The organism is Pseudomonas sp. R37(2017), assembly GCF_002113375.1.
GTDB lineage: Bacteria > Pseudomonadota > Gammaproteobacteria > Pseudomonadales > Pseudomonadaceae > Aquipseudomonas.
The window spans coordinates 30,763-51,242 of the sequence record NZ_NEHO01000012.1 but is presented as its reverse complement, the minus strand read 5'-3'; the positions used below and the strand labels follow the sequence as shown (position 1 = coordinate 51,242).

The 20,480-nt window shown below is 60.2% G+C and carries 22 protein-coding genes; 11 read left to right on the top strand and 11 right to left on the bottom strand.

Features of this window, described 5'->3' with window-relative positions:
• Window positions 1-67 precede the first annotated feature (67 nt).
• The 7 genes from murA to CAG47_RS19020 all read right to left on the bottom strand — a co-directional run bounded on the left by murA (window position 68) and on the right by CAG47_RS19020 (window position 4,738).
• Window positions 68-1,333 (bottom strand): UDP-N-acetylglucosamine 1-carboxyvinyltransferase, encoded by a 1,266-nt coding sequence (gene murA / locus CAG47_RS19050; RefSeq protein WP_085726386.1) that lies wholly within the window; start codon window positions 1,331-1,333, stop codon window positions 68-70.
• 22 nt (window positions 1,334-1,355) lie between these two features.
• Complete coding sequence (locus CAG47_RS19045; protein WP_085726385.1) at window positions 1,356-1,595, bottom strand: BolA family protein; 240 nt, start codon at window positions 1,593-1,595, stop codon at window positions 1,356-1,358.
• Window positions 1,596-1,709: 114 nt separating this feature from the next.
• Complete coding sequence (locus tag CAG47_RS19040) at window positions 1,710-2,015, bottom strand: lipid asymmetry maintenance protein MlaB (protein ID WP_085726384.1); 306 nt, start codon at window positions 2,013-2,015, stop codon at window positions 1,710-1,712.
• On the bottom strand, window positions 2,012-2,653 hold the full coding sequence (locus tag CAG47_RS19035) for a phospholipid-binding protein MlaC (RefSeq protein WP_085726383.1): 642 nt from the start codon (window positions 2,651-2,653) through the stop codon (window positions 2,012-2,014). The genes CAG47_RS19040 and CAG47_RS19035 overlap by 4 nt, the downstream gene beginning before the upstream one ends.
• 11 nt (window positions 2,654-2,664) lie before the next feature.
• The gene (mlaD, locus tag CAG47_RS19030; RefSeq protein WP_085726382.1) at window positions 2,665-3,132 is read right to left on the bottom strand and encodes an outer membrane lipid asymmetry maintenance protein MlaD; all 468 of its coding nucleotides are present in this window, start codon (window positions 3,130-3,132) and stop codon (window positions 2,665-2,667) included.
• On the bottom strand, window positions 3,132-3,929 hold the full coding sequence (gene mlaE / locus CAG47_RS19025; RefSeq protein ID WP_085726381.1) for a lipid asymmetry maintenance ABC transporter permease subunit MlaE: 798 nt from the start codon (window positions 3,927-3,929) through the stop codon (window positions 3,132-3,134). Before mlaE ends, mlaD begins: the two co-directional genes overlap by 1 nt.
• Complete coding sequence (locus CAG47_RS19020) at window positions 3,929-4,738, bottom strand: ATP-binding cassette domain-containing protein (RefSeq protein WP_085726380.1); 810 nt, start codon at window positions 4,736-4,738, stop codon at window positions 3,929-3,931. Before CAG47_RS19020 ends, mlaE begins: the two co-directional genes overlap by 1 nt.
• A gap of 276 nt (window positions 4,739-5,014) precedes the next feature.
• Between CAG47_RS19020 and CAG47_RS19015 the strand changes: the two genes are divergently transcribed.
• The 10 genes from CAG47_RS19015 (at window position 5,015) to CAG47_RS18970 (ending at window position 12,100) form a co-directional block, all read left to right on the top strand.
• On the top strand, window positions 5,015-5,989 hold the full coding sequence (locus CAG47_RS19015; protein ID WP_085726379.1) for a KpsF/GutQ family sugar-phosphate isomerase: 975 nt from the start codon (window positions 5,015-5,017) through the stop codon (window positions 5,987-5,989).
• Complete coding sequence (locus CAG47_RS19010) at window positions 5,989-6,513, top strand: HAD family hydrolase (RefSeq protein ID WP_008018712.1); 525 nt, start codon at window positions 5,989-5,991, stop codon at window positions 6,511-6,513. Before CAG47_RS19015 ends, CAG47_RS19010 begins: the two co-directional genes overlap by 1 nt.
• A gap of 7 nt (window positions 6,514-6,520) precedes the next feature.
• On the top strand, window positions 6,521-7,093 hold the full coding sequence (gene lptC / locus CAG47_RS19005) for an LPS export ABC transporter periplasmic protein LptC (RefSeq protein ID WP_085726378.1): 573 nt from the start codon (window positions 6,521-6,523) through the stop codon (window positions 7,091-7,093).
• A complete protein-coding gene (lptA, locus tag CAG47_RS19000; RefSeq protein WP_085726377.1) occupies window positions 7,080-7,628 on the top strand; it encodes a lipopolysaccharide transport periplasmic protein LptA in 549 nt (182 codons plus the stop codon). Before lptC ends, lptA begins: the two co-directional genes overlap by 14 nt.
• Window positions 7,628-8,353: an LPS export ABC transporter ATP-binding protein gene (lptB, locus tag CAG47_RS18995; RefSeq protein WP_085726376.1), complete on the top strand. Its 726-nt coding sequence runs from the start codon at window positions 7,628-7,630 to the stop codon at window positions 8,351-8,353. Before lptA ends, lptB begins: the two co-directional genes overlap by 1 nt.
• Before the next feature lie 245 nt (window positions 8,354-8,598).
• A complete protein-coding gene (locus CAG47_RS18990) occupies window positions 8,599-10,092 on the top strand; it encodes an RNA polymerase factor sigma-54 (protein WP_085726375.1) in 1,494 nt (497 codons plus the stop codon).
• A 74-nt stretch (window positions 10,093-10,166) separates the two neighbouring features.
• Window positions 10,167-10,475 (top strand): ribosome hibernation-promoting factor, HPF/YfiA family, encoded by a 309-nt coding sequence (hpf, locus tag CAG47_RS18985; protein ID WP_007941242.1) that lies wholly within the window; start codon window positions 10,167-10,169, stop codon window positions 10,473-10,475.
• A 12-nt stretch (window positions 10,476-10,487) separates the two neighbouring features.
• Window positions 10,488-10,952 (top strand): PTS IIA-like nitrogen regulatory protein PtsN, encoded by a 465-nt coding sequence (gene ptsN, locus CAG47_RS18980; protein ID WP_085726374.1) that lies wholly within the window; start codon window positions 10,488-10,490, stop codon window positions 10,950-10,952.
• 2 nt (window positions 10,953-10,954) lie between these two features.
• The gene (gene rapZ / locus CAG47_RS18975) at window positions 10,955-11,812 is read left to right on the top strand and encodes an RNase adapter RapZ (protein WP_085726373.1); all 858 of its coding nucleotides are present in this window, start codon (window positions 10,955-10,957) and stop codon (window positions 11,810-11,812) included.
• Between the two features lie 15 nt (window positions 11,813-11,827).
• Entirely contained in the window at window positions 11,828-12,100 is a 273-nt protein-coding gene (locus CAG47_RS18970; protein WP_085726372.1) for an HPr family phosphocarrier protein, read from the top strand.
• Between the two features lie 120 nt (window positions 12,101-12,220).
• Here the strand turns inward: CAG47_RS18970 and pmbA are convergent, their stop codons facing one another.
• Window positions 12,221-13,567: a metalloprotease PmbA gene (pmbA, locus tag CAG47_RS18965; protein WP_085726371.1), complete on the bottom strand. Its 1,347-nt coding sequence runs from the start codon at window positions 13,565-13,567 to the stop codon at window positions 12,221-12,223.
• A 108-nt stretch (window positions 13,568-13,675) separates the two neighbouring features.
• Here pmbA and yjgA point away from each other — a divergent pair, with 108 nt between their 5' ends.
• A complete protein-coding gene (gene yjgA / locus CAG47_RS18960) occupies window positions 13,676-14,200 on the top strand; it encodes a ribosome biogenesis factor YjgA (protein ID WP_085726370.1) in 525 nt (174 codons plus the stop codon).
• A 60-nt stretch (window positions 14,201-14,260) separates the two neighbouring features.
• On the opposite strand, the gene tldD is transcribed toward yjgA, so the two are convergent.
• The 3 genes from tldD to CAG47_RS18945 all read right to left on the bottom strand — a co-directional run bounded on the left by tldD (window position 14,261) and on the right by CAG47_RS18945 (window position 20,443).
• Complete coding sequence (gene tldD / locus CAG47_RS18955; protein ID WP_085726369.1) at window positions 14,261-15,703, bottom strand: metalloprotease TldD; 1,443 nt, start codon at window positions 15,701-15,703, stop codon at window positions 14,261-14,263.
• Window positions 15,704-15,721: 18 nt separating this feature from the next.
• Entirely contained in the window at window positions 15,722-16,570 is an 849-nt protein-coding gene (locus CAG47_RS18950; protein ID WP_085726368.1) for a carbon-nitrogen hydrolase family protein, read from the bottom strand.
• A gap of 69 nt (window positions 16,571-16,639) precedes the next feature.
• Window positions 16,640-20,443, bottom strand: a complete 3,804-nt coding sequence (locus CAG47_RS18945; protein ID WP_085726367.1) for a YhdP family protein — start codon at window positions 20,441-20,443, stop codon at window positions 16,640-16,642.
• Window positions 20,444-20,480 lie beyond the last annotated feature (37 nt).

Sequence of the window (20,480 nt, the reverse complement as noted above, 5' to 3'; positions counted from 1 at the left end):
CATCGAGCCGGAAACCGGCTCGACTTCAACAATTCAAAGGGCACTTCCCTGTGCCCATTCAGCAGAACTAGCCCGGAACGCGACGGATCCTGGCGCCCAGCATCTGCAGTTTTTCTTCGATGCACTCGTAGCCACGGTCGATGTGGTAGATGCGGTCGATCAGGGTATCGCCCTCGGCAACCAGGGCCGAGATTACCAGGCTGGCCGAGGCACGCAGGTCGGTTGCCATCACTGGCGCGCCCTTGAGCTTCTCGGTACCGGTGACGATAGCCGTGTTGCCTTCGACCTGGATCCTGGCGCCCATGCGGTGCAGCTCGTAGACGTGCATGAAACGGTTTTCGAAGATCGTCTCGATCACAGCGCCAGTGCCTTCGGCGATGGCATTGAGGGAAATGAACTGCGCTTGCATGTCGGTCGGGAACGCCGGGTATGGAGCGGTCCGCACGTTAACGGCTTTCGGCCGCTTGCCATGCATGTCGAGCTCGATCCAGTCTTCGCCAGTGGTGATTTCGGCACCGGACTCACGGAGCTTTTCCAGAACGGCTTCGAGGATGGTCGGATCGGTATCCTTGACCTTCACACGGCCACCGGTCACCGCCGCCGCCACCAGGTAGGTGCCGGTTTCGATACGATCGGGCATCACTTTATAAGTGGTGGTGTGCAGACGCTCGACGCCATCGATGGTGATGGTATCGGTACCAGCGCCGGAAACCTTGGCGCCCATGGCGTTCAGGAAGTTCGCCAGGTCGACCACTTCTGGTTCACGGGCGGCGTTGGCCAGGACGCTGCGGCCCTTGGCCAATGCCGCGGCCATCATGATGTTTTCGGTACCGGTCACGCTGACGGTATCGAAGAAGAAGTGCGCACCGCGCAGGCCGCCTTCAGGGGCCTTGGCCTTGATGTAGCCGCCTTCGACGTCGATGATCGCGCCCATGGCTTCCAGGCCGCGGATGTGCAGGTCAACCGGACGCGAGCCGATGGCGCAACCGCCAGGCAGCGCGACTTCGGCTTCGCCGAAACGGGCGACCATCGGGCCCAGTACCAGGATCGATGCACGCATGGTTTTAACCAGTTCGTACGGAGCGACCAGGGTCTTGATGGTGCGCGGATCGATTTCGACGGCCAGTTTCTCGTCGATCACCGGCTCGATCCCCATGCGACCGAACAGTTCGATCATGGTGGTGATGTCGTGCAGGTGCGGCAGGTTGGCAACGGTTACCGGACCGTCGCACAACAGCGTGGCCGCCAGGATCGGCAGGGCAGAGTTCTTTGCCCCGGAGATGCGGATTTCGCCGTCTAGACGAGCACCACCAGTAATAATCAATTTATCCATAAGAATCTCGACGCCCTTGGGCTCAGGTGCGCTCGGCCCAGGCCGCGCTGCTGAAAAATTTCATAGTGACCGCATGGATGCTGCCATCGGTGATCCATGGGTTCAAATGGGCATAGATCTGCTGCTGACGCTTCACCGGGCTCAACGCCGCCAGTTCATCGCTAATCACGTTCAGCTGGAAATTGCAGCCTTCGCCCTCGACTTCTACTTTCGTTCCGGGCAGCTTTTCTTCAAGGAAGCTCTTAACTTCTACGGCCTGCATGCTCAACCTCAATCGGCGCCCTGTGCGCGCGGGTCGGACATCATACAAAAAAGCCCCGCGCCTGCGAACCCCGCCAAGCAGGACTCGGACGGGGGGCTTATTTATAGATGCGTGTCAGGGACGCGCCAACAGCTCGGTCAGTTCGCTGACCTGAGCAATTTCACGCATGTCTTCCGGTATCCCACGGATGCTCAGCGCCTTGCCGGCCGCCTGCGCATCGCGGATGAAGCACAGTAGCAACGACAAACCGACACTGCTGGACTTGGTCACCGCCGAGCAATCGAGCACCAGTGCCTCGGCCTTGCTGGCCTTGATCAGCGCCTTGCCCTGCTCGCGCAGGCCAGGGCCGGTGCGGTAATCCAGCACGCCGCTGAGTCGCAACTCGCCTGCTTCGTCCAACCGGATTGCCGACTCACTCATTGGGCTGGTTTCTCGGTGGATTCCTTGGCCTTGGCGACTTCCCCGGCCCAACCATTGATGGTCTTGTCCAGGTCGTTGCCATTGCGTTGCATTGCATCGGCGAACTGATCGCGGAACAGCTTGCCGATGTTGATGCCGTTGATGATGACGTTACGCAGCTTCCACTCGCCGTTGATCTTTTCCATCGTGTAGGACACCGGATAGATCGCGCCGCTGCTGCCCTTGACGGTCATGCCAACGCTGGTCCGGTCGCCGGACTCGTCCTTGGCCGGTTCAACGGTGATGCCCTGGTTGTTGTACTCCAGCAAGGCATTGCCGTAGAACTGGAACAGGCCCTTCTTGAAGTTTTCTTCGAAGGTCTTCATCTGCGCAGGCGTGGCTTTCTTCGAGTATTTGACCGTCATGATGCTCTTGGAAATACCCTCGGCATCCACCACCGGCCCGACGATGGTGTTCAGCGCCGCATAAAAATCCTGCGGATCCTGCTTGTACTTTTCTTTATTGGCCGCCAGATCGGCCAACATCCGATTAGTGGTGTCCTGTACCAGATCGTGCGCCGAAGGCGCCGCCACGGCGTTGGCTAGCAGCGGCATCGCCGCGAGCAGTACCAAAAGGCCACGTCGCAAGGTAGAGATCATTTAAAAGTTCCTCATTTAGCTTCTTTGCTAACGGTATTGAGCAGGAATTTACCGATCAGGTCCTCGAGCACCAGCGATGACTGCGTGTCACGGATGGTTCCGCCATCCTTGAGCAGGGCCTCTTCCCCGCCCACACTGATACCGATGTATTTCTCACCCAACAGGCCAGCGGTCAGGATAGATGCAGTAGAGTCTTCCGGAAGATTATCGATGCGTTTTTCCAGCTGCATGGTCACCCGACCGGTAAAACTGTCGCGATCCAGATCGATAGCCGTGACCTTGCCGATGGTCACACCGGCCATGGTCACCTTGGCTCTGACAGTCAAACCGGCGATATTGTCGAAATAGGCGTAAAGTTTATAAGTGTCAGTGTTCGGGGTCGGGGACAGGCCGCTGACCCGCAACGCCAACAAAAGCAAAGCCAGGATGCCAGCCAGCAAGAAAAGGCCGACACCGATTTCCAGGGTGCGGTTTTGCATCAGAAATCTCCAAACATCAAGGCGGTCAGAATAAAGTCCAGACCGAGTACTGCCAACGAGGCATACACGACGGTCTTGGTAGTGGCACGACTGATCCCCTCGGAAGTGGGGTCGCAGTCATAGCCCTGGAATACGGCGATCCAGGTCACGACAAAGGCAAATACGATACTTTTGATGATCCCGTTGAGCACATCGTCGGAGAACGTCACGCTGTTCTGCATGTTCGACCAGTAGGAACCTTCATAGACTCCCAGCCAGTCGACAGCCACCCACGAGCCGCCCCAGATGCCCACCACGCTGAAAATCATCGCCAGCACCGGCAGGGAAATGAATCCGGCCCACAAGCGGGGCGCGATGATGTACTTGAGCGGGTCGACGCCGATCATCTCCAGACTGGACAACTGCTCGGTGGACTTCATGTTGCCGATTTCGGCGGTCAACGCCGAACCTGCGCGCCCGGCGAACAGCAAGGCGGTCACCACCGGCCCCAGCTCACGCAGCAGCGTCAGCGCAACCATCTGCCCGACTGCCTGCTCCGAACCATAGCTTGAAAGAATGTTGAAGCCCTGCAGTGCCAGCACCATGCCGATGAACACCCCGGAGACCACGATGATCACCAGGGACATGACGCCCACCGAATGCAGTTGCTTGACCAGCAGCCCGAAGCCGCCACCGATACCGCCGCGGCCGAGCAAGGCATGGAACAGGAACAGGGTCGAACGCCCGAACACCGCCAGCGCATCGATGCCGGCCTGGCCGAAGCGACGCACGCGTTCTATCAATGAAATTCTGCGCATCAGCGCTTCCCCAGAAGATCTGCGCGGTAATCCGTCGCTGGAAAGTGGTACGGAACCGGGCCATCGGGCTCGCCAGTCATGAACTGCCGAATGCGCGGTTCATCCGAGTTCATCAACTCGTCCGGGGTCCCCTGCCCCAACACCTGACCATCGCCCACCACATAAATGTAATCGGCAATGCTCGCGGTTTCGGCCAGGTCGTGGGACACCACGATACTGGTGATGCCCAGCGCATCGTTGAGCAAACGGATCAGGCGCACCAGAACACCCATTGCAATGGGGTCCTGACCGACAAAGGGCTCGTCGTACATGAGGATCTGTGGATCGAGCGCAATCGCCCGGGCCAGCGCAACACGGCGCTTCATGCCGCCGGAAAGCTCGTCCGGCATCAGTTCGATGGCGCCGCGCAAGCCCACTGCCTGCAGTTTGAGCAGAACGATGTCGCGGATCATTTCGTCCGGCAGTTGCGTATGTACGCGCAATGGAAAAGCGACGTTCTCGAAGACATCGAGGTCAGTAAACAGTGCGCCGCTCTGAAACAGCACACCCATATGCTTGCGCGCATCGAACAGGTCGCTGCGCGACAGTGTTGGCAGGTTCTGACCGTTTACCCAGACTTCACCCTTGGTGGGACGCAACTGGGCGCCCATCAGACGCAAAAGCGTGGTCTTGCCGCACCCGGACGGCCCCATGATGCCGGTGACCTTGCCACGCGGGATACGGATATCGACATTGTTGAAAATGCTGCGCGCACCGCGCTTGAAGGAAAGCCCCTTCAGCTCGACGGCGTAGGCGTTATCGGCACTCATCTAAACTCCTTGCGATGCAGCCTCTCACTCGGACGCCTGGTTTTCCTGCGAAAGCACATACCTCCCGGGCAGGCCGAACTGGCGGCGAACTATATCACTGCAAAGGCGATGCGCCCAAGGCCAAAGCCGGCCCATGTTCAACCGCATGAGCGGTTAAAAGCCCCATTTAGAATGGTTTTCGGTATCAAGGAAGATAATGCGCGACGAACTAGCGTGAGGGATTCGATCATAACCGCTATAATCGCCGCCTTTTCATCAGGCTATACGATTTCTGACATGAGCCAATCCAGCGACCTGATTCAATCGGCACAACGCACCATCCGCCTCGAAGTAGAAGCCGTGCAAGGCTTGCTGCCCCATATCGACGCGGATTTCGTACGCGCTTGCGAGATGATTCTGGCCAGCAAAGGCCGCGTGGTCGTGGTCGGCATGGGCAAGTCGGGGCATATCGGCAACAAGATCGCCGCGACCCTGGCCAGCACCGGCACCACGGCGTTTTTTGTGCACCCGGCCGAAGCCAGCCACGGTGACATGGGCATGATTACCCGCGACGACATCATTCTGGCGCTCTCCAACTCTGGCTCCACCAATGAAATCGTGACCCTGCTGCCACTGATCAAGCGCCTGGGCATCCAGTTGATCAGCGTGACCGGCAACCCTGACTCGCCGCTGGCCAGGGCCGCCGAGGTCAACCTCAATGTTCACGTCGAACACGAAGCCTGCCCGCTGAACCTGGCCCCCACTTCGTCGACCACCGCGGCCCTGGTCATGGGTGACGCCCTGGCAGTCGCGCTGCTGGAGGCCCGTGGCTTTACCGCCGAAGATTTCGCCTTCTCCCATCCAGGTGGCGCCCTGGGCCGACGCTTGCTGCTGAAAGTTGAAAATGTCATGCACGCAGGCCAGGAACTGCCACAGGTCCAGCGCGGCACCCTGCTCAAGGATGCCCTGATGGAAATGAGCCGCAAGGGCCTGGGCATGACCGTCATTCTGGAAGCCGACGGCAAACTGGCCGGAATCTTCACCGACGGCGATTTGCGCCGCGCACTGGACCGCAGCATCGATATCCACAGCGCCATCATCGACCAGGTCATGACGGCCCACGGCAAGACCGCGCGCGCCGAGATGCTCGCCGCCGAAGCACTGAAAATCATGGAAGACCATAAAATCAGCGCGCTGGTCGTGGTCGACCGCGAAGACCGCCCGGTCGGTGCCTTGAACATGCACGACTTGCTGCGTGCAGGAGTAATGTAATGAGTGCGGACCTGTTGCAACGCGGCAAACAGATCAAGCTGGCGGTGTTCGATGTCGATGGCGTGCTGACCGATGGCCGCCTGTACTTCCTCGAAGACGGCAGCGAGTTCAAGACGTTCAACACCCTCGACGGCCAGGGCATCAAGATGCTGATGGCCGCCGGCGTACAGACGGCCATCATCAGTGGCCGCAAGACCCCGGTGGTCGAACGGCGGGCCAAAAACCTCGGTATCCCGCATCTGTATCAGGGCCGCGAAGACAAACTGGTGGTGCTCGACGAGCTGCTGGCCCAACTCAACCTGAGCTATGAACAGGTGGCTTACCTTGGCGACGACCTGCCGGACCTGCCGGTGATTCGTCGCGTCGGCCTGGGCATGGCGGTGGCCAATGCCGCCAGCTTTGTGCGTGAACACGCCCACGGCATCACCCTCGCCCGCGGCGGCGAAGGCGCCGCTCGCGAATTCTGCGAATTGATCCTGCGCGCCCAGGACCGCCTTGATGCGGCCAATGCGGCGTACCTGTGAGCCCACTATGCTGAGCAAAAAGTTTCGCAACACCCTGATGTTCAGTTGCATCGCGGCTATATTCGCTGCGGTTGGCTACTGGAACATCAGCCCGGAACGCTTTCTCGACAAGCCGGTAACGCCGGTCGATGAAAGCATGATCGACTATTACGCCATCAACGCCCACAGCGTGCAGTACCTGCCGGACGGCAAGCTGCAATATGATCTGGTCTCCGACAAGGTCGAGCACCTGAAAGCGACCGAAGTGACATTGCTGACCAACCCCGACCTGAATGTGTTCCGCGGCACGGAATACCCGTGGCACGTCCAGAGCTTGCGCGGCGAGGTCAACCCTGACGGCACGCAGGTCGAGCTGATCGATGACGTGCGCATCACGCGCTTCGACGAGAAAAACCGCAAGACCCTGATCACCAGCACCCGCATGACCGTGTTCCCGCAGCAGCAATATGCGCAGACCGAGCAAGACGTTAGAATCGACGGCGCTGGCGGTGTATCGACTGGCAAGGGAATGAAAGCGTATTTGAAAGAAAGCAGGATACACCTGCTATCGAACGTAAGAGGACAGTATGAGGCTCGTTAAAACCCTCCCGATTTTGCTCAGTCTGGGCGCAGCACTGGGAAGCGTGAGCGCCTGGGCTCTGCCGGAAGATCAACAGCAGCCTATCCGCATCCAGGCCGACGACGCCCAACTGGACGACAAGCAAGGTATTGCCACCTATAAAGGTGACGTGATCATCACCCAGGGTTCGATGAAGGTGACCGGCAATACCGTCACCATCACCCGTACTCCGACTGGCGATATCGACGTAGTGACCTCGGTGGGCAATCTGGCGTATTTCGAGCAACTGCAAACCGCTGGCGACTCCAAACCCGTCCAGGGCTGGGGTGTGACCATCCAGTATCACGCCTCACAAAACCGGGTCGTGCTGATCGACAAGGCAAAAGTTGTCGACAAGGACAACAACGTCACCCAGGGCGAGAAAATTGTCTATGACACCGTCAAGAAGCTGGCCAGCGCCGGACGCGCCACGGGTAGCAAGGTGACCGAGTCGCGCCCGCGCATCGACATGGTGATCCAGCCCAAGAAGAAAACCGACGAGAAAAAGGCGCAGTAATGGCAACTCTGAAAGCTCAGCATCTGGCCAAGAGCTACAAGAGCCGCCAGGTCGTGCGTGATGTCAGCCTGTCCATCGACAGCGGTCAGATCGTCGGCCTGCTTGGCCCGAACGGCGCAGGCAAGACAACCTGTTTCTACATGATCGTCGGCCTGGTGCATGCCGACCAGGGCCGTGTCCTGATCGACGACCTGGACGTCAGCCACCAGCCGATGCATGGCCGCGCAAAGGCTGGCATCGGCTACTTGCCGCAAGAAGCATCGATCTTCCGCAAACTGTCGGTGGCCGACAACATCATGGCCATCCTCGAGACCCGCAAGGAACTCGACAAGGCCGGTCGGCGCAAAGAGCTGGAAAGCCTGCTGCAGGAATTCCACATCAGCCACATCCGCGACAACCTCGGCATGAGCCTGTCCGGCGGTGAGCGCCGTCGCGTGGAAATCGCCCGCGCCCTGGCCACCAACCCGAAATTCATTCTCCTCGACGAACCCTTCGCCGGCGTGGACCCGATTTCGGTCGGGGACATCAAGCAGATCATTCACCACCTCAAGGCCAAGGGCATTGGCGTGCTGATCACAGACCACAACGTTCGTGAAACTCTGGATATCTGCGAAACCGCCTATATCGTCAATGACGGCCAACTGATTGCCGAAGGAGATGCCGAGACCATCCTGGCCAACCAACTGGTCAAGGAAGTGTATCTGGGCCATGAGTTCCGCCTGTAAGCACTGAGTCGCGCCCAGGCAACCGCCCGGGCAGGTGAACCGCGATACCCCAGCGCTGCATGCGAACCAGCGGGTTCAGCCCTCGGCAAGAGCAGCGCAGCAACACAATTTAATAGTTTTTTATTGTTACAGCGGTCTAGGCAAATCCTTCAGTTTCAGGCATATAATTTGCTTAAGTTTGGCGCCCCGGCGCCCTGTAGTGGATGGCGCATGTGCGCCGGCGAATAAGGTGTTAAGCCCCTGCCATGAAACCATCGCTAGTCTTGAGAATGGGCCAGCAGCTGACGATGACGCCGCAGCTGCAACAGGCCATCCGCCTGCTCCAATTGTCGACCCTGGACCTGCAACAGGAAATCCAGGAGGCCCTGGAGTCCAATCCGATGCTCGAACGCCAGGAAGAGGGCGACGACTTCGACAATTCCGACCCCATGGCCGACAACGCCGAACAAAAGACCAACACCGACATCCAGGAACCCTCCTACCAGGAAAGTGCCCCGACGGTTGACAGCCTCGACGAGGGTGACTGGAACGAGCGCATCCCCAACGAACTCCCCGTCGACACCGCGTGGGAAGACGTTTACCAGACCAGCGCCAGCAGCCTGCCCAGCAATGATGATGACGAGTGGGACTTCACCACCCGCACCTCTGCCGGTGAAAGCCTGCAAAGCCACTTGCTTTGGCAACTGAACCTGGCACCGATGTCCGACACCGATCGCCTGATCGCCGTCACCCTGATCGACTGCATCAACAATCAGGGCTATCTGGACGAAACCCTCGAGGAAATCCTCGAAGCCTTCGACCCGGAACTGGACATCGAACTGGACGAGATCGAAGCCGTCCTGCACCGTATCCAGCAATTCGAGCCCGCCGGCATCGGCGCCCGCAACCTGGGCGAATGCCTGCTGCTGCAATTGCGCCAGCTGCCTGCCAAGACCCCCTGGCTGGCCGAGGCCAAGCGCCTGGTCACCGATTACATCGACCTGCTTGGCAGCCGCGACTACAGCCAGTTGATGCGCCGCATGAAGCTCAAGGAAGATGAGCTGCGCCAGGTCATAGAGCTGGTCCAGAGCCTCAACCCGCGCCCGGGCTCGCAGATCGAATCCACCGAAGCCGAGTACGTCGTTCCTGACGTTATCGTGCGCAAGGATAACGAGCGCTGGCTGGTGGAATTGAATCAGGAGTCGGTGCCACGACTGCGGGTCAATGCCCAATACGCCGGCTTCGTGCGCCGTGCCGACACCAGCGCCGACAACACCTTCATGCGCAATCAGTTGCAAGAGGCCCGCTGGTTCATCAAGAGCCTGCAAAGCCGCAACGAAACCCTGATGAAGGTTGCCACCCAGATCGTCGAGCATCAGCGCGGGTTCCTCGAATATGGCGACGAAGCCATGAAGCCGCTGGTCCTGCATGACATCGCCGAAGCCGTCGGCATGCATGAGTCGACGATTTCACGGGTGACGACTCAGAAATTCATGCATACCCCTCGGGGTATCTATGAACTGAAATACTTTTTCTCCAGCCATGTCAGCACCTCCGAAGGCGGCGAATGCTCGTCCACGGCGATCCGCGCGATCATCAAAAAACTGGTTGCCGCGGAAAATCAGAAAAAGCCGTTGAGTGACAGCAAGATCGCTGGTTTACTGGAGGCACAAGGCATTCAAGTGGCTCGCCGCACCGTCGCCAAGTACCGCGAATCCCTGGGGATCGCACCTTCGAGCGAACGCAAGCGGTTGATGTAGGGCCACGCCACAGCGTTCCAGTGGTAGATCAGTTGATCTACCGCTTTATGCACTGGCAACGAAGGAGAAGCTGTATGCAAGTCAACATCAGTGGACACCAACTGGAAGTGACCGAACCTCTTCGCACCTACATCGGCGAAAAACTCGAACGATTGGAGCGACACTTCGACAAGATCACTAACGTACAGGTCACGATGACCGTCGAAAAGCTGAAGCAGAAAATCGAAGCCACGCTGCATATTCCCGGGAATGAAGTGGTCGCAAACGCGGAACATACCGATATGTACGCCGCGATCGACGCACTCACCGACAAGCTGGATAAACAACTCAAAAAGCATAAGGAAAAGACCCAGAGCCTCCTTCAGGGCGCGACCGGTCGTTAACACTCCCAATCCATGATCCGACTTGAAAGTATCCTGACCCCCGGCCGTTCCCTGGTGAACGTGCCGGGTGGCAGTAAAAAGAAAGCCCTCGAGCAAATTGCCAACCTTATCCACCGCAGTTTTCCGGATCTGGAGATGCAAGCTGTCTTCGAAGCGCTGATTGCCCGTGAAAAACTCGGCTCTACCGGTTTTGGCAACGGCATCGCCATTCCACATTGCCGTCTCAAGGGCTGTGTTTCGCCCATCAGTGCATTGATGCACCTGGACGCCCCTATCGATTTCGACGCCATCGACGGCGCACCGGTTGACCTGCTGTTCGTACTTCTGGTCCCGGAAGCGGCTACCGATGCGCACCTTGAGCTGCTGCGACAGATCGCCAGCATGCTCGACCGCAAGGAAGTTCGCGAAAGACTGCGTAATGCTGCAAGTAATGAAGCCCTGTATCAGGTTGTCCTGGACGAGCAAAACGGTCAGTAATCATGCGCTTGATCATCGTCAGTGGCCGCTCCGGCTCAGGTAAAAGTACCGCCCTCAACGTACTTGAGGACAATGGCTACTACTGCATCGACAATTTGCCCGCGGGGCTGCTCCCGGAACTGGCCGAGCGAGCGTTGATTCATACCGAGATGATGCAGCCGCTGGTCGCCGTTTCCATCGACGCCCGCAACCTGCCCAGTCACCTTTCAAGATTCCCCGACCTGCTCGAGGAAGTCCGCAGCCGCCACATCCAGTGCGATGTCCTGTACCTGGATGCCGACGAAGAAACCCTGCTCAAGCGTTTCTCGGAAACCCGTCGACGGCACCCCCTGAGCAACGCCAATCGTTCGCTGGCCGAAGCCATCAGCGTCGAGAGCATCCTGCTCGGGCCGATTGCCGACCTCGCCGATCTCAAGATCAACACCACCAGCCTGAACCTGTACCAACTGCGCGACGCCATCAAGCTGCGCCTGTTGAATCAGCCGGAACCCGGCACTGCGTTCCTGGTGGAATCCTTCGGATTCAAGCGTGGCATGCCGGTGGACGCCGACCTGGTGTTCGATGTGCGCTGCCTGCCCAACCCTTACTGGAAACCGGAGTTGCGTGAGCAGTCCGGGCTCGACCAACCGGTTGCCGAGTATCTGGCGGCACAGCCGGATGTCGAAGAGATGTTCCAGGACATTTCCACATACCTGCTGAAGTGGCTGCCTCGTTTTGCCGCCAGCAACCGCGCATACGTCACCATTGCCATCGGTTGCACTGGCGGACATCACCGCTCCGTCTATCTGACCGAGCGCCTGGGGCAGATGCTGCAAAAATCACTGAAGAACGTCCAGGTTCGCCACCGCGACCTCACCTAAAGGATTCACACCGCGATGCCTGCTCTGGAAATCGAAATCATCAACAAGCTGGGCCTGCATGCCCGTGCTTCTGCAAAATTCGTTGGGGTGGCAGGTCAGTTCCCGTGCCAGATCCGCGCCGGACGCACGCCGGAATCAATGGTCGATGGCAAAAGCATCATGGCGATGATGATGCTGGCCGCCGGCAAAGGCACCACGATTCACTTGAGCACAGAAGGCGAGCAGGCACAGGAAGCGCTGGACGCGCTGGTAGCGTTGATCAACAACTTCTTTGACGAAGGCGAATAAACAGGCACCACCCTGTAGCAAAGGGCTTGTCGGAACACCGAGGCGCCTCGCTCGGGGACAAAGCCAACGAAAAAGGCGCGCTACCCATAGGGTGGCGCGCCTTTTGTGTCTCTGGGAGGGTTAGCTGCCCGCGACGGTCATCCGCTCGATCAGCACCGAACCAGTACGAATGTTGCTGCGCAGCTCCAGATCGTTACCCACGGCGACGATCTGCTTGAACATGTCGCGCATGTTGCCGGCGATGGTCACTTCCTGCACCGCGAACTGGATTTCGCCATTCTCGACCCAGTAACCGGCCGCGCCCCGGGAGTAATCGCCGGTGACCATGTTCAGCCCCTGCCCCATCAACTCGGTGACCAACAGCCCGCGCCCCATGCGCCGCAGCAAGGCCGCCTGATCGTCATCGCCATGGGTGACGAACAGGTTGTGCACGCCGCCAGCGTTGGCGGTGCTCGGCATGCCGAGCTTGCGGCCGGAGTAGGTGCCGAGGACGTACGACACCAACTCACCTTTTTCGACGAACGGTTTGGCGTAGGTTGCCAAACCATCACCGTCGAACGCTGCGCTGCCCAAGGCTCGCATCAGGTGCGGGCGCTCGTCGATGGTCAGCCACTCTGGAAACAGCTTCTGACCGAGTGTGCCCTCGAGAAACGAAGACTTGCGATACAGGCTGCCGCCGGAAATCGCCGACAGGAAACTGCCGAACAGGCCCCCGGCCAACTCTGCGGAAAACAGTACCGGCACCTCGCAGGTCGGTACCGGCCGCGCACCCAGACGGCTCGCCGCCCGTTGTGCGGCACGCTGGCCGATGCTGACCGGATCGGCCAGCAAATTGCCCTGCCGATTCACGTCGTACCAGTAATCACGCTGCATCTGGCCGTCCGCTTCGGCGATCATCACGCAGCTCAAGCTGTGCCGAGTCGATGCGTAACCACCGATAAAACCGTGACTGTTGCCGTAAACGCGGCAGCCCTGATGGGTGCTGAGGGTGGTGCCGTCGGCATTCTTGATCCGACTGTCGGCGGCAAAGGCCGCGGCTTCGCAGGCCAGAGCCTGCTCGATGGCCTGCTCCGGCGTGATGTCCCACTGGTGAAACAGGTCGAAATCCTGAACATCCCGGGCCATCAGCGCGGCATCCGCCAGGCCCGAGGCTTCATCTTCCGAAGTGTGCCGGGCGATGGCCAGTGCAGCGGCGACGGTTTCGCGAATCGCCTCCGGACCACTGGCCGAGGTACTGGCCGAGCCCTTGCGCTGACCGACGTACAGAGTGATGCCAAAACCCTGATCGCGGTTGAATTCAACGGTTTCGACTTCACGCTGGCGCACCGAAGTCGACAAGCCCTGCTCCAGCGACACCGCCACTTCACAGGCGCTGGCCCCCTGGCGCCTGGCTTCAGCGATGATCTGCTCGACTTGTTCCTGCAGTGCCGGCAACGCTTGTGGGCCGACGCTTTCAACTGCACTCATGCTGTTCTCCACTCAAATTCTGCTTTCGGTGACGGTCATCGAGCGACCGGGCCGGACAAGCGGCCCCCGACTGGTTATCATGGCGGCGTTTCTTAGCGGACTGCCACCATGGTTGATTCTTACGACGACTCCCTCGATACGGGAGAAAAAAGCAAATCCCAGGTCAAACGCGAGCTGCATGCTCTGGTTGACCTTGGCGAGCGCCTTACAACACTCAAGCCTGACTTGCTGGCCAAACTGCCGTTGACCGACGCCTTGCGCCGGGCCCTGGCCGAAGCGCCAAAGCACGTTGCGCACATCGCACGCAAGCGGCACCTCCAGTTCATCGGCAAACTGATGCGCGATCAGGACACTGACGCCATTCTGGTCTTGCTCGATCAACTCGATGCCTCCACTCGCCAGTACAACGAACGCTTCCACAACCTGGAGCGTTGGCGTGATCGTCTGATTGCCGGTGACGATGCCACACTGGAAAAATTCGTCATCGATTATCCAGACGCTGACCGCCAGCAACTGCGTTCCTTGATCCGTCAGGCCCAGCATGAGGTTGCGCACAACAAGCCTCCTGCTTCCAGCCGTAAAATCTTCAAGTACATCCGTGAGCTGGACGAGACTCAACGCGGTCTGCGTTGAATCCCTGATCGGGTGAGTTGCCCCGCAACTCACCCGAAGCTTCACAGCACCAAAAGCCGCTTACGCGCCCGTGCCACCCACAGTGATCGCATCGATCTTCAGCGTTGGCTGGCCGACACCCACCGGCACCGACTGCCCATCCTTGCCACACGTGCCCACGCCGCTGTCCAGCGACAGGTCGTTACCGACCATCGACACCTTGCTCATGGCTTCCGGCCCGTTGCCGATCAGCGTCGCACCCTTGACCGGCGCAGTGATCTTGCCGTCCTCGATCAGGTAAGCCTCGCTGGTGGAGAACACGAACTTGCCGCTGGTGATGTCTACTTGACCACCACCGAGGTTGGCGCAGTAGATGCCGCGTTTTACCGAGGCGATGATTTCCGCCGGATCGCTTTCGCCGGCGAGCATGTAGGTGTTGGTCATGCGCGGCATCGGCAAGTGCGCGTAGGATTCGCGACGACCGTTGCCGGTACGCGCCACGCCCATCAGACGGGCGTTGAGCTTGTCCTGCATGTAGCCCTTGAGCACGCCGTTTTCGATCAGCGTGGTGCACTCGGTCGGCGTGCCTTCATCATCGACGCTCAATGAGCCGCGACGACCGGCCAGGGTGCCGTCATCGACAATGGTGCACAGCTTCGACGCAACCATCTCGCCCATGCGACCGCTGTAGGCCGAACTGCCCTTGCGGTTGAAGTCGCCTTCCAGACCATGACCGACCGCCTCGTGCAGCAGCACGCCCGACCAACCGGAACCGAGTACCACCGGCAAAGTACCGGCAGGTGCCGGAATGGCTTCGAGGTTGACCAGTGCCTGGCGCAACGCTTCACGGGCATAGCTCATGGCACGGTCTTCGCCGAGGAAATAACGGTAATCGGTGCGACCGCCACCGCCATGGCCACCGCGCTCGCGACGACCGTTCTGCTCGACGATCACGCTGACGTTGAAGCGCACCAGCGGCCGCACATCCGCCGCCAGACCGCCGTCGGTGGAAGCCACCAGAATCCGCTCCCAGACACCGGCCATGCTCACGGTGACTTGCTGGATGCGCGGATCGAGGGCGCGGGTCGCGGCGTCGACTCGCTTGAGCAAATCGACTTTCTCGGCGCGGGTCAGCACTTCCAGCGGATTGTCCGGCGCATACAACTGCGCGACATCCTGGCTGGTGAACGCCTTTACGGTGCCGTGTTGCCCGGCCCGGGAAATCGAACGGGCGGCACGCGCCGCCGCGCCCAGGGCTTCAAGGGTGATGGCATTGCTGTAGGCAAAACCGGTTTTTTCGCCTGATTGCGCGCGCACGCCCACACCTTGGTCAAGGTTGAAGCTGCCTTCCTTGACGATGCCGTCTTCCAGCGCCCAGGACTCGGAGATCTGCCCCTGGAAATACAGGTCGGCCGCATCGATGCCCGGCCCGGCCAGATCGCCGAGCACGCCTTGCAGGCTCTCGATCGTGACGCCACCGGGCGCCAGCAGGTGTTCACTGACTGAGGACAACAACTCGCTCATATGCTTTACGCCTTAAATTCATCGTTCCGATGCAGGTCGCTGGGCGCCCTGCGAGAAAAAGCGCCGGTGGCTGGACACCGGCATCCGCGCCCGGATGGACGCCTGTTCGCTGCTGTCGCGCTCGGCCAGCAGCACGGCCTCGCCTTGATCCTGTTGCGCCAGCACACGCCCCCAGGGGTCGACGATGGCGGCATGGCCAAAGGTTTCCCGCGGCCCCGGATGCGTCCCGCCCTGGGCAGCCGCGAGCACGTAGCATTGCGTCTCGATGGCCCGCGCGCGAATCAGCACATCCCAGTGCGCCGCGCCGGTCACCGCCGTGAAGGCCGAAGGGGCGGTAATCAGCTCCGCGCCGGCAGCGCGCAGTTCGCTGTACAGCTCGGGAAAACGCAGGTCATAGCAGACTGTCAGCCCGACCCGGCCAACCGGCGTGTCCGCCACGACCACCCCGCTGCCATAAGCATAGTCATCGGATTCACGATAACGGCCACGATTGTCCGCCACGTCGACGTCGAACAGGTGCAGCTTGTCGTAGCGCGCCACCGTTTCGCCCTGGTCATCGACCAGCAACGAGCAGGCATGTGCCTTGGCCGTCGGCTGATCCACCGGCGGCAACGGCAATGTGCCGGCCACTATCCATAACCTGAGGTCGCGTGCGGTCTGTTTCAACCACGGCAGGATCGGGCCTTCGCCCAGTGCTTCGGCGCGTCCGATGTCAGCAACGTCGCGCCGGCCCATGGCGGCGAAGTTTTCCGGCAAAACCGCCAGTTTCGCGCCACCGACGGCCGCCTGTTCGAGCAGACGACGGGCCTGGGCCAGATTGGCCAGCACATCGCTCTGGCTGACCATTTGAATCACCGCTACAGACATGGCGCACTCCTGCAATTGTATGCGGCCATGCTACTCCATAGGCTTGCCGAGTGCCTTTTCAATAAGACCTCAAAAAGCCTTGTCGAAGGTGATTTTCGGTTCTTTCCACGGCCCCTTGACGGTGTACTTCACACTGGCGAAACGGGCCACCCGGTCTCCGATCAGCTTGTCGATCAGGAACAGCGCCCCGCCGACCGCCGGCGCACCGACTATCAGTGCGGCAATCGGCAAGTTGTTGGTCACCGGCAAAGTCACCATCAGTTTCGCATCGATCTGATCGGCCACCATGTTCAGGGTGCCGTTGAGTTCAATCGTGCTCGAAGGTCCCGTCAGCTGGATCGGCTCGCGGGTGACATACACGCCATTCGTCCCGACGAGCAGGCCTTTGACCCGGTCGTAACTCAGGCCTTTGCCGAACAGGTCGGAGAAGTCCAGGCGCAAGCGCCGGCCGATGGAGTTGAAGTTGAGCAAACCAAATACCCGCAGCGCCTGGGCACTGCCTTCGACCTCGACGAACTGGCCCTGATTGAGCGTCGCATCGAGCGTGCCGGAGAAGCGCTTGGTCGCCACCCAGGCCGGCGAGCCCGGCCAGTTGCCATCGACATCCATGTAAAAATCCTGGCTGGTGACACTCGGCGCAAACCCCCAGCCCTTGAGCACATCGGCCAGGTTCTTGCCGCTGATGCGCCCCTTGTACCAACTGTTGCTGGCGCCGGGCACGCCTTCCCAACCACCGCTGCCCACCAACAGAATGCCCTTGAGCCCCAGGTCCAGCGAATTGAACACGATACCCTTGGCCGTCGGACGAATTTTCAGCGACCAGCCCCCCACCAGATCCTGGCCCTGGAACAACTGATTGATGGTGATATCCATCGCGGGAATTTTCGTCGGGTCCACCGACGCCAGCGGATCCGGCGAGTTTTCGTCGGCCTGCACGGCCGGGTCCGGTGCGGGCAGGCGCACGGTTTGCAGATTGATCGCGATTGGCGTGGCCTGCGAGTCGGGAAGACTGGCACTGCCCTTGATCTGCTGGCTGTCGAGTTGCAGCGCCCAAGCGGAAGGCTTGCGCGTCACCTGGATAGAAGCCTGATCGAGGGTGGTGCCGATACCGCTGAGCTTGCCCACCTTGAAATCCGCGCCACTGAGCAATTGCTTGGCACTGCCACCGGGATCCTGTCCGGCGTATTTATCCACCAGATCCTTCCAAGGGCCAACGTCCAGCTCCGACAGCACGCCCCGGACCCGCAGGCCTTTGGTGCCAGGCAACACAGCCTCGCCGCCACCGAGGAACAATTCCCCGCGACCATCGACGAAATTGCCGGCCGGGGCTGCGAACGTGAAACTCGCCAGGTTCCCGTAGTTGACCCAATAGCGCCGCTCGTCGCCCTGCAAGGTCATGCGGAACGTCGTGTCGCGCCCGGCATCGGTGGTCATGCCGAACGGTGCAGGCAAATCGACGGCCACGCCCTTGAGGCTGGAATTGACCAGCAATTGGCTGTCGGCGCCATTCAGGGTCAGTTGCAGTTGATAAGGGATCACGCCGCTCACCGGCAGAGGCTGGGTCACCAGCAGCCAGTCCGTCAGCTTCTTGACCTCGACCTGGCCCGACGCAGTCACCCGGGTATTGAGTCTGCCCGGACCGCCATCGGCATAAATCTGAGCGGTGACCGGCTTGTCGAACGCCCGTGCGCTGATGTTCTGCCCGCTCAGGCCCTTGCTGCTGTCGAAACGGAAGTCACCTTTGAGCTGAGTCAGTTCCAGCACAGGTTCGGCCAGTTTCAAGCGTGCCTTGGCGGTCTTGAAATCGACGAGAATCTTCGGCTCTTCGCCTTTTGCCAGGGGAATGTCCAGCTTCAACTTGCCTTGCAGGTCCCCCTCGCCTTCCCAGCCGGCGAAGGTTGCTCCCGTGCCGATCGGCGCTTGCTGGAGGATTTTCAGGCCATCGCCCAAACCGCCGGCGAATCCGCCATCGAGGAACAAATGAACGTTCTGCTCGGCAGGCACATGGGGAATGTTGACGTAGACATCGTTGACCTGTGTGTCGAGCAATTGGCCCGTGCTGGCCAGAATCCGCACGCCGCTGTCTTCGACAAACACATCGCCGCTGACCTTGCTGACATGGGGCCAGCCTGGCTGGAAGGCCAGTTCGGCATCGTGAACCTTGAAGTACAGGCTGATGCTGCGATCCTCGTCCGCGGCAGCGTGGTTGAGCGACCCTTGATACTGGAAGAAGCCTTGGTCGACCGCGCCTTTGAGAATCGCTGTGCGCAGCCATTCGTCCAACGCCGGACCGAGGACCGCCGGCAAGTACTTGGCGGTGTAACGACCGTCGCCGTCCACCAGGCCGACACGCAGGTCCATGTAGTCTTCCTGGGTGTGATCGAAATGCAGGCGAATCAGGAAGTCGCCGGCAATCTTGCCTTCCTCGCCCAGCACTTTCAGGTAGGGCGCGATCAGGGTGAAACCCTCTTTATCGAGCTTCCAGGTCAGCCGCGCATTGGCCTGAATGTACTGCCATGGCTTGGCGAAGATCGGGTCCAGGTGCAGCATGAAATCCTTGCTGTCCATGCGCAGTTCGCCGTGCCCCAGGTCACCGCTGATGCTGCCGCTGACATTGCGTGCCGCCGGCGCACCGTGATAGGCATCGAAGCCTACCTGGTCGAGGTTGGCGGCAAAGCTGAACTTGCTGTCGTCGGTTGCATTGGGACGGAGGTCGACCAGCACATTACGCAGCCCCCCCGTGACTTTGAGGCGATCGACGACCGTGGCGAAGCCTTCCGGCAACGGCGCAAGGGCATTGAGAAGCGGCGTGAGCGGGGTCAGGTCGACGCGGTCGGCTTGCAGTTGCCAAAGCTCTTCGGTCTTGTCGGTGGCGGCGCTTTGCTTGAGCTGCAAATGCGTTTCCCAGCGGGTTTCGCCGAGGTTCATCGCCAGGGAATCCAGGATCACCTGCACACCTTGGGCACTGCGCTGGAAGTAACCATTGAGCGCCAGATTATTGATCTGGATCGGCTTGCGCTCGGCGTAGGCGCCCTTGAGTTGTGGCGCGTTCAAGCGCACCGCGGCGCTTTGCAAGGTGCCTTTGCCCCAGGTCAGCCACAGCTCGCCACCGGCCTTGATCTCGGAAAAACTCCACTCCTGGGTCAGACGTTCAGGCAACCACTTCGACCAGTCGCTTTGCGGCAGGCTCAGGTAGATCTCGGCTTCAGCGTCCTTCCATTGGCTGGCACGAATGCGCGTGCGCAGGCTCATGGCCACCGGCTGCCCGTCAGGCAGGGTCAGTCGTGCGTCGAGCCGCTGCCGCGACACCCCGGTTTTCAGATTCAGGCCGACATAAGTCAGGGTCAGCGGCGACTCGCCGAACGCTTGCAAGGTCACCTGGCTGTCGAGTACCGACAGTTGCTGGAGCATCTGCATCTGATTGAGCAATTGTTCAGGATCGCTGGACTGGTCCTGTCGCACCGGCAAGCCTTCCAGTGCCCACTGACCGCCCTCATCTTGCTTGAGGTTGATCTTGAGGCCGCTGAGTTCCAGGTGAGCAATGCGCGGCTGACGGGCCAGCAGGCTGGCCCACAGGTCCGGCACGGCGCGCACCTGATCCAGGTGCAGGGCGTTCCCGCCGTCGCCAACCGTCACGTCGCGGGCCATCAATATGGGGGCAAATCCACTCCAGTTGCCTTCGAGCTCGCCGATCTGCAACGGCATGCCCAAGGCATCGCTGGCTTTGGATTCAATGTCGGCACGGTACTCGGCGACCAGCGGCGTCAGCTCCCGGCCAAGGCTGACGTACAGCGCCATCAACACCAAAACCAACGCGCACAGGCCCAGACCCCAGCGGGTCAGTGCGGCCAGAATGCGTGTCAGACGCTCCATGTCAGGTGGCTCCCATGGCAAAAGTTTTGCAAAAAGC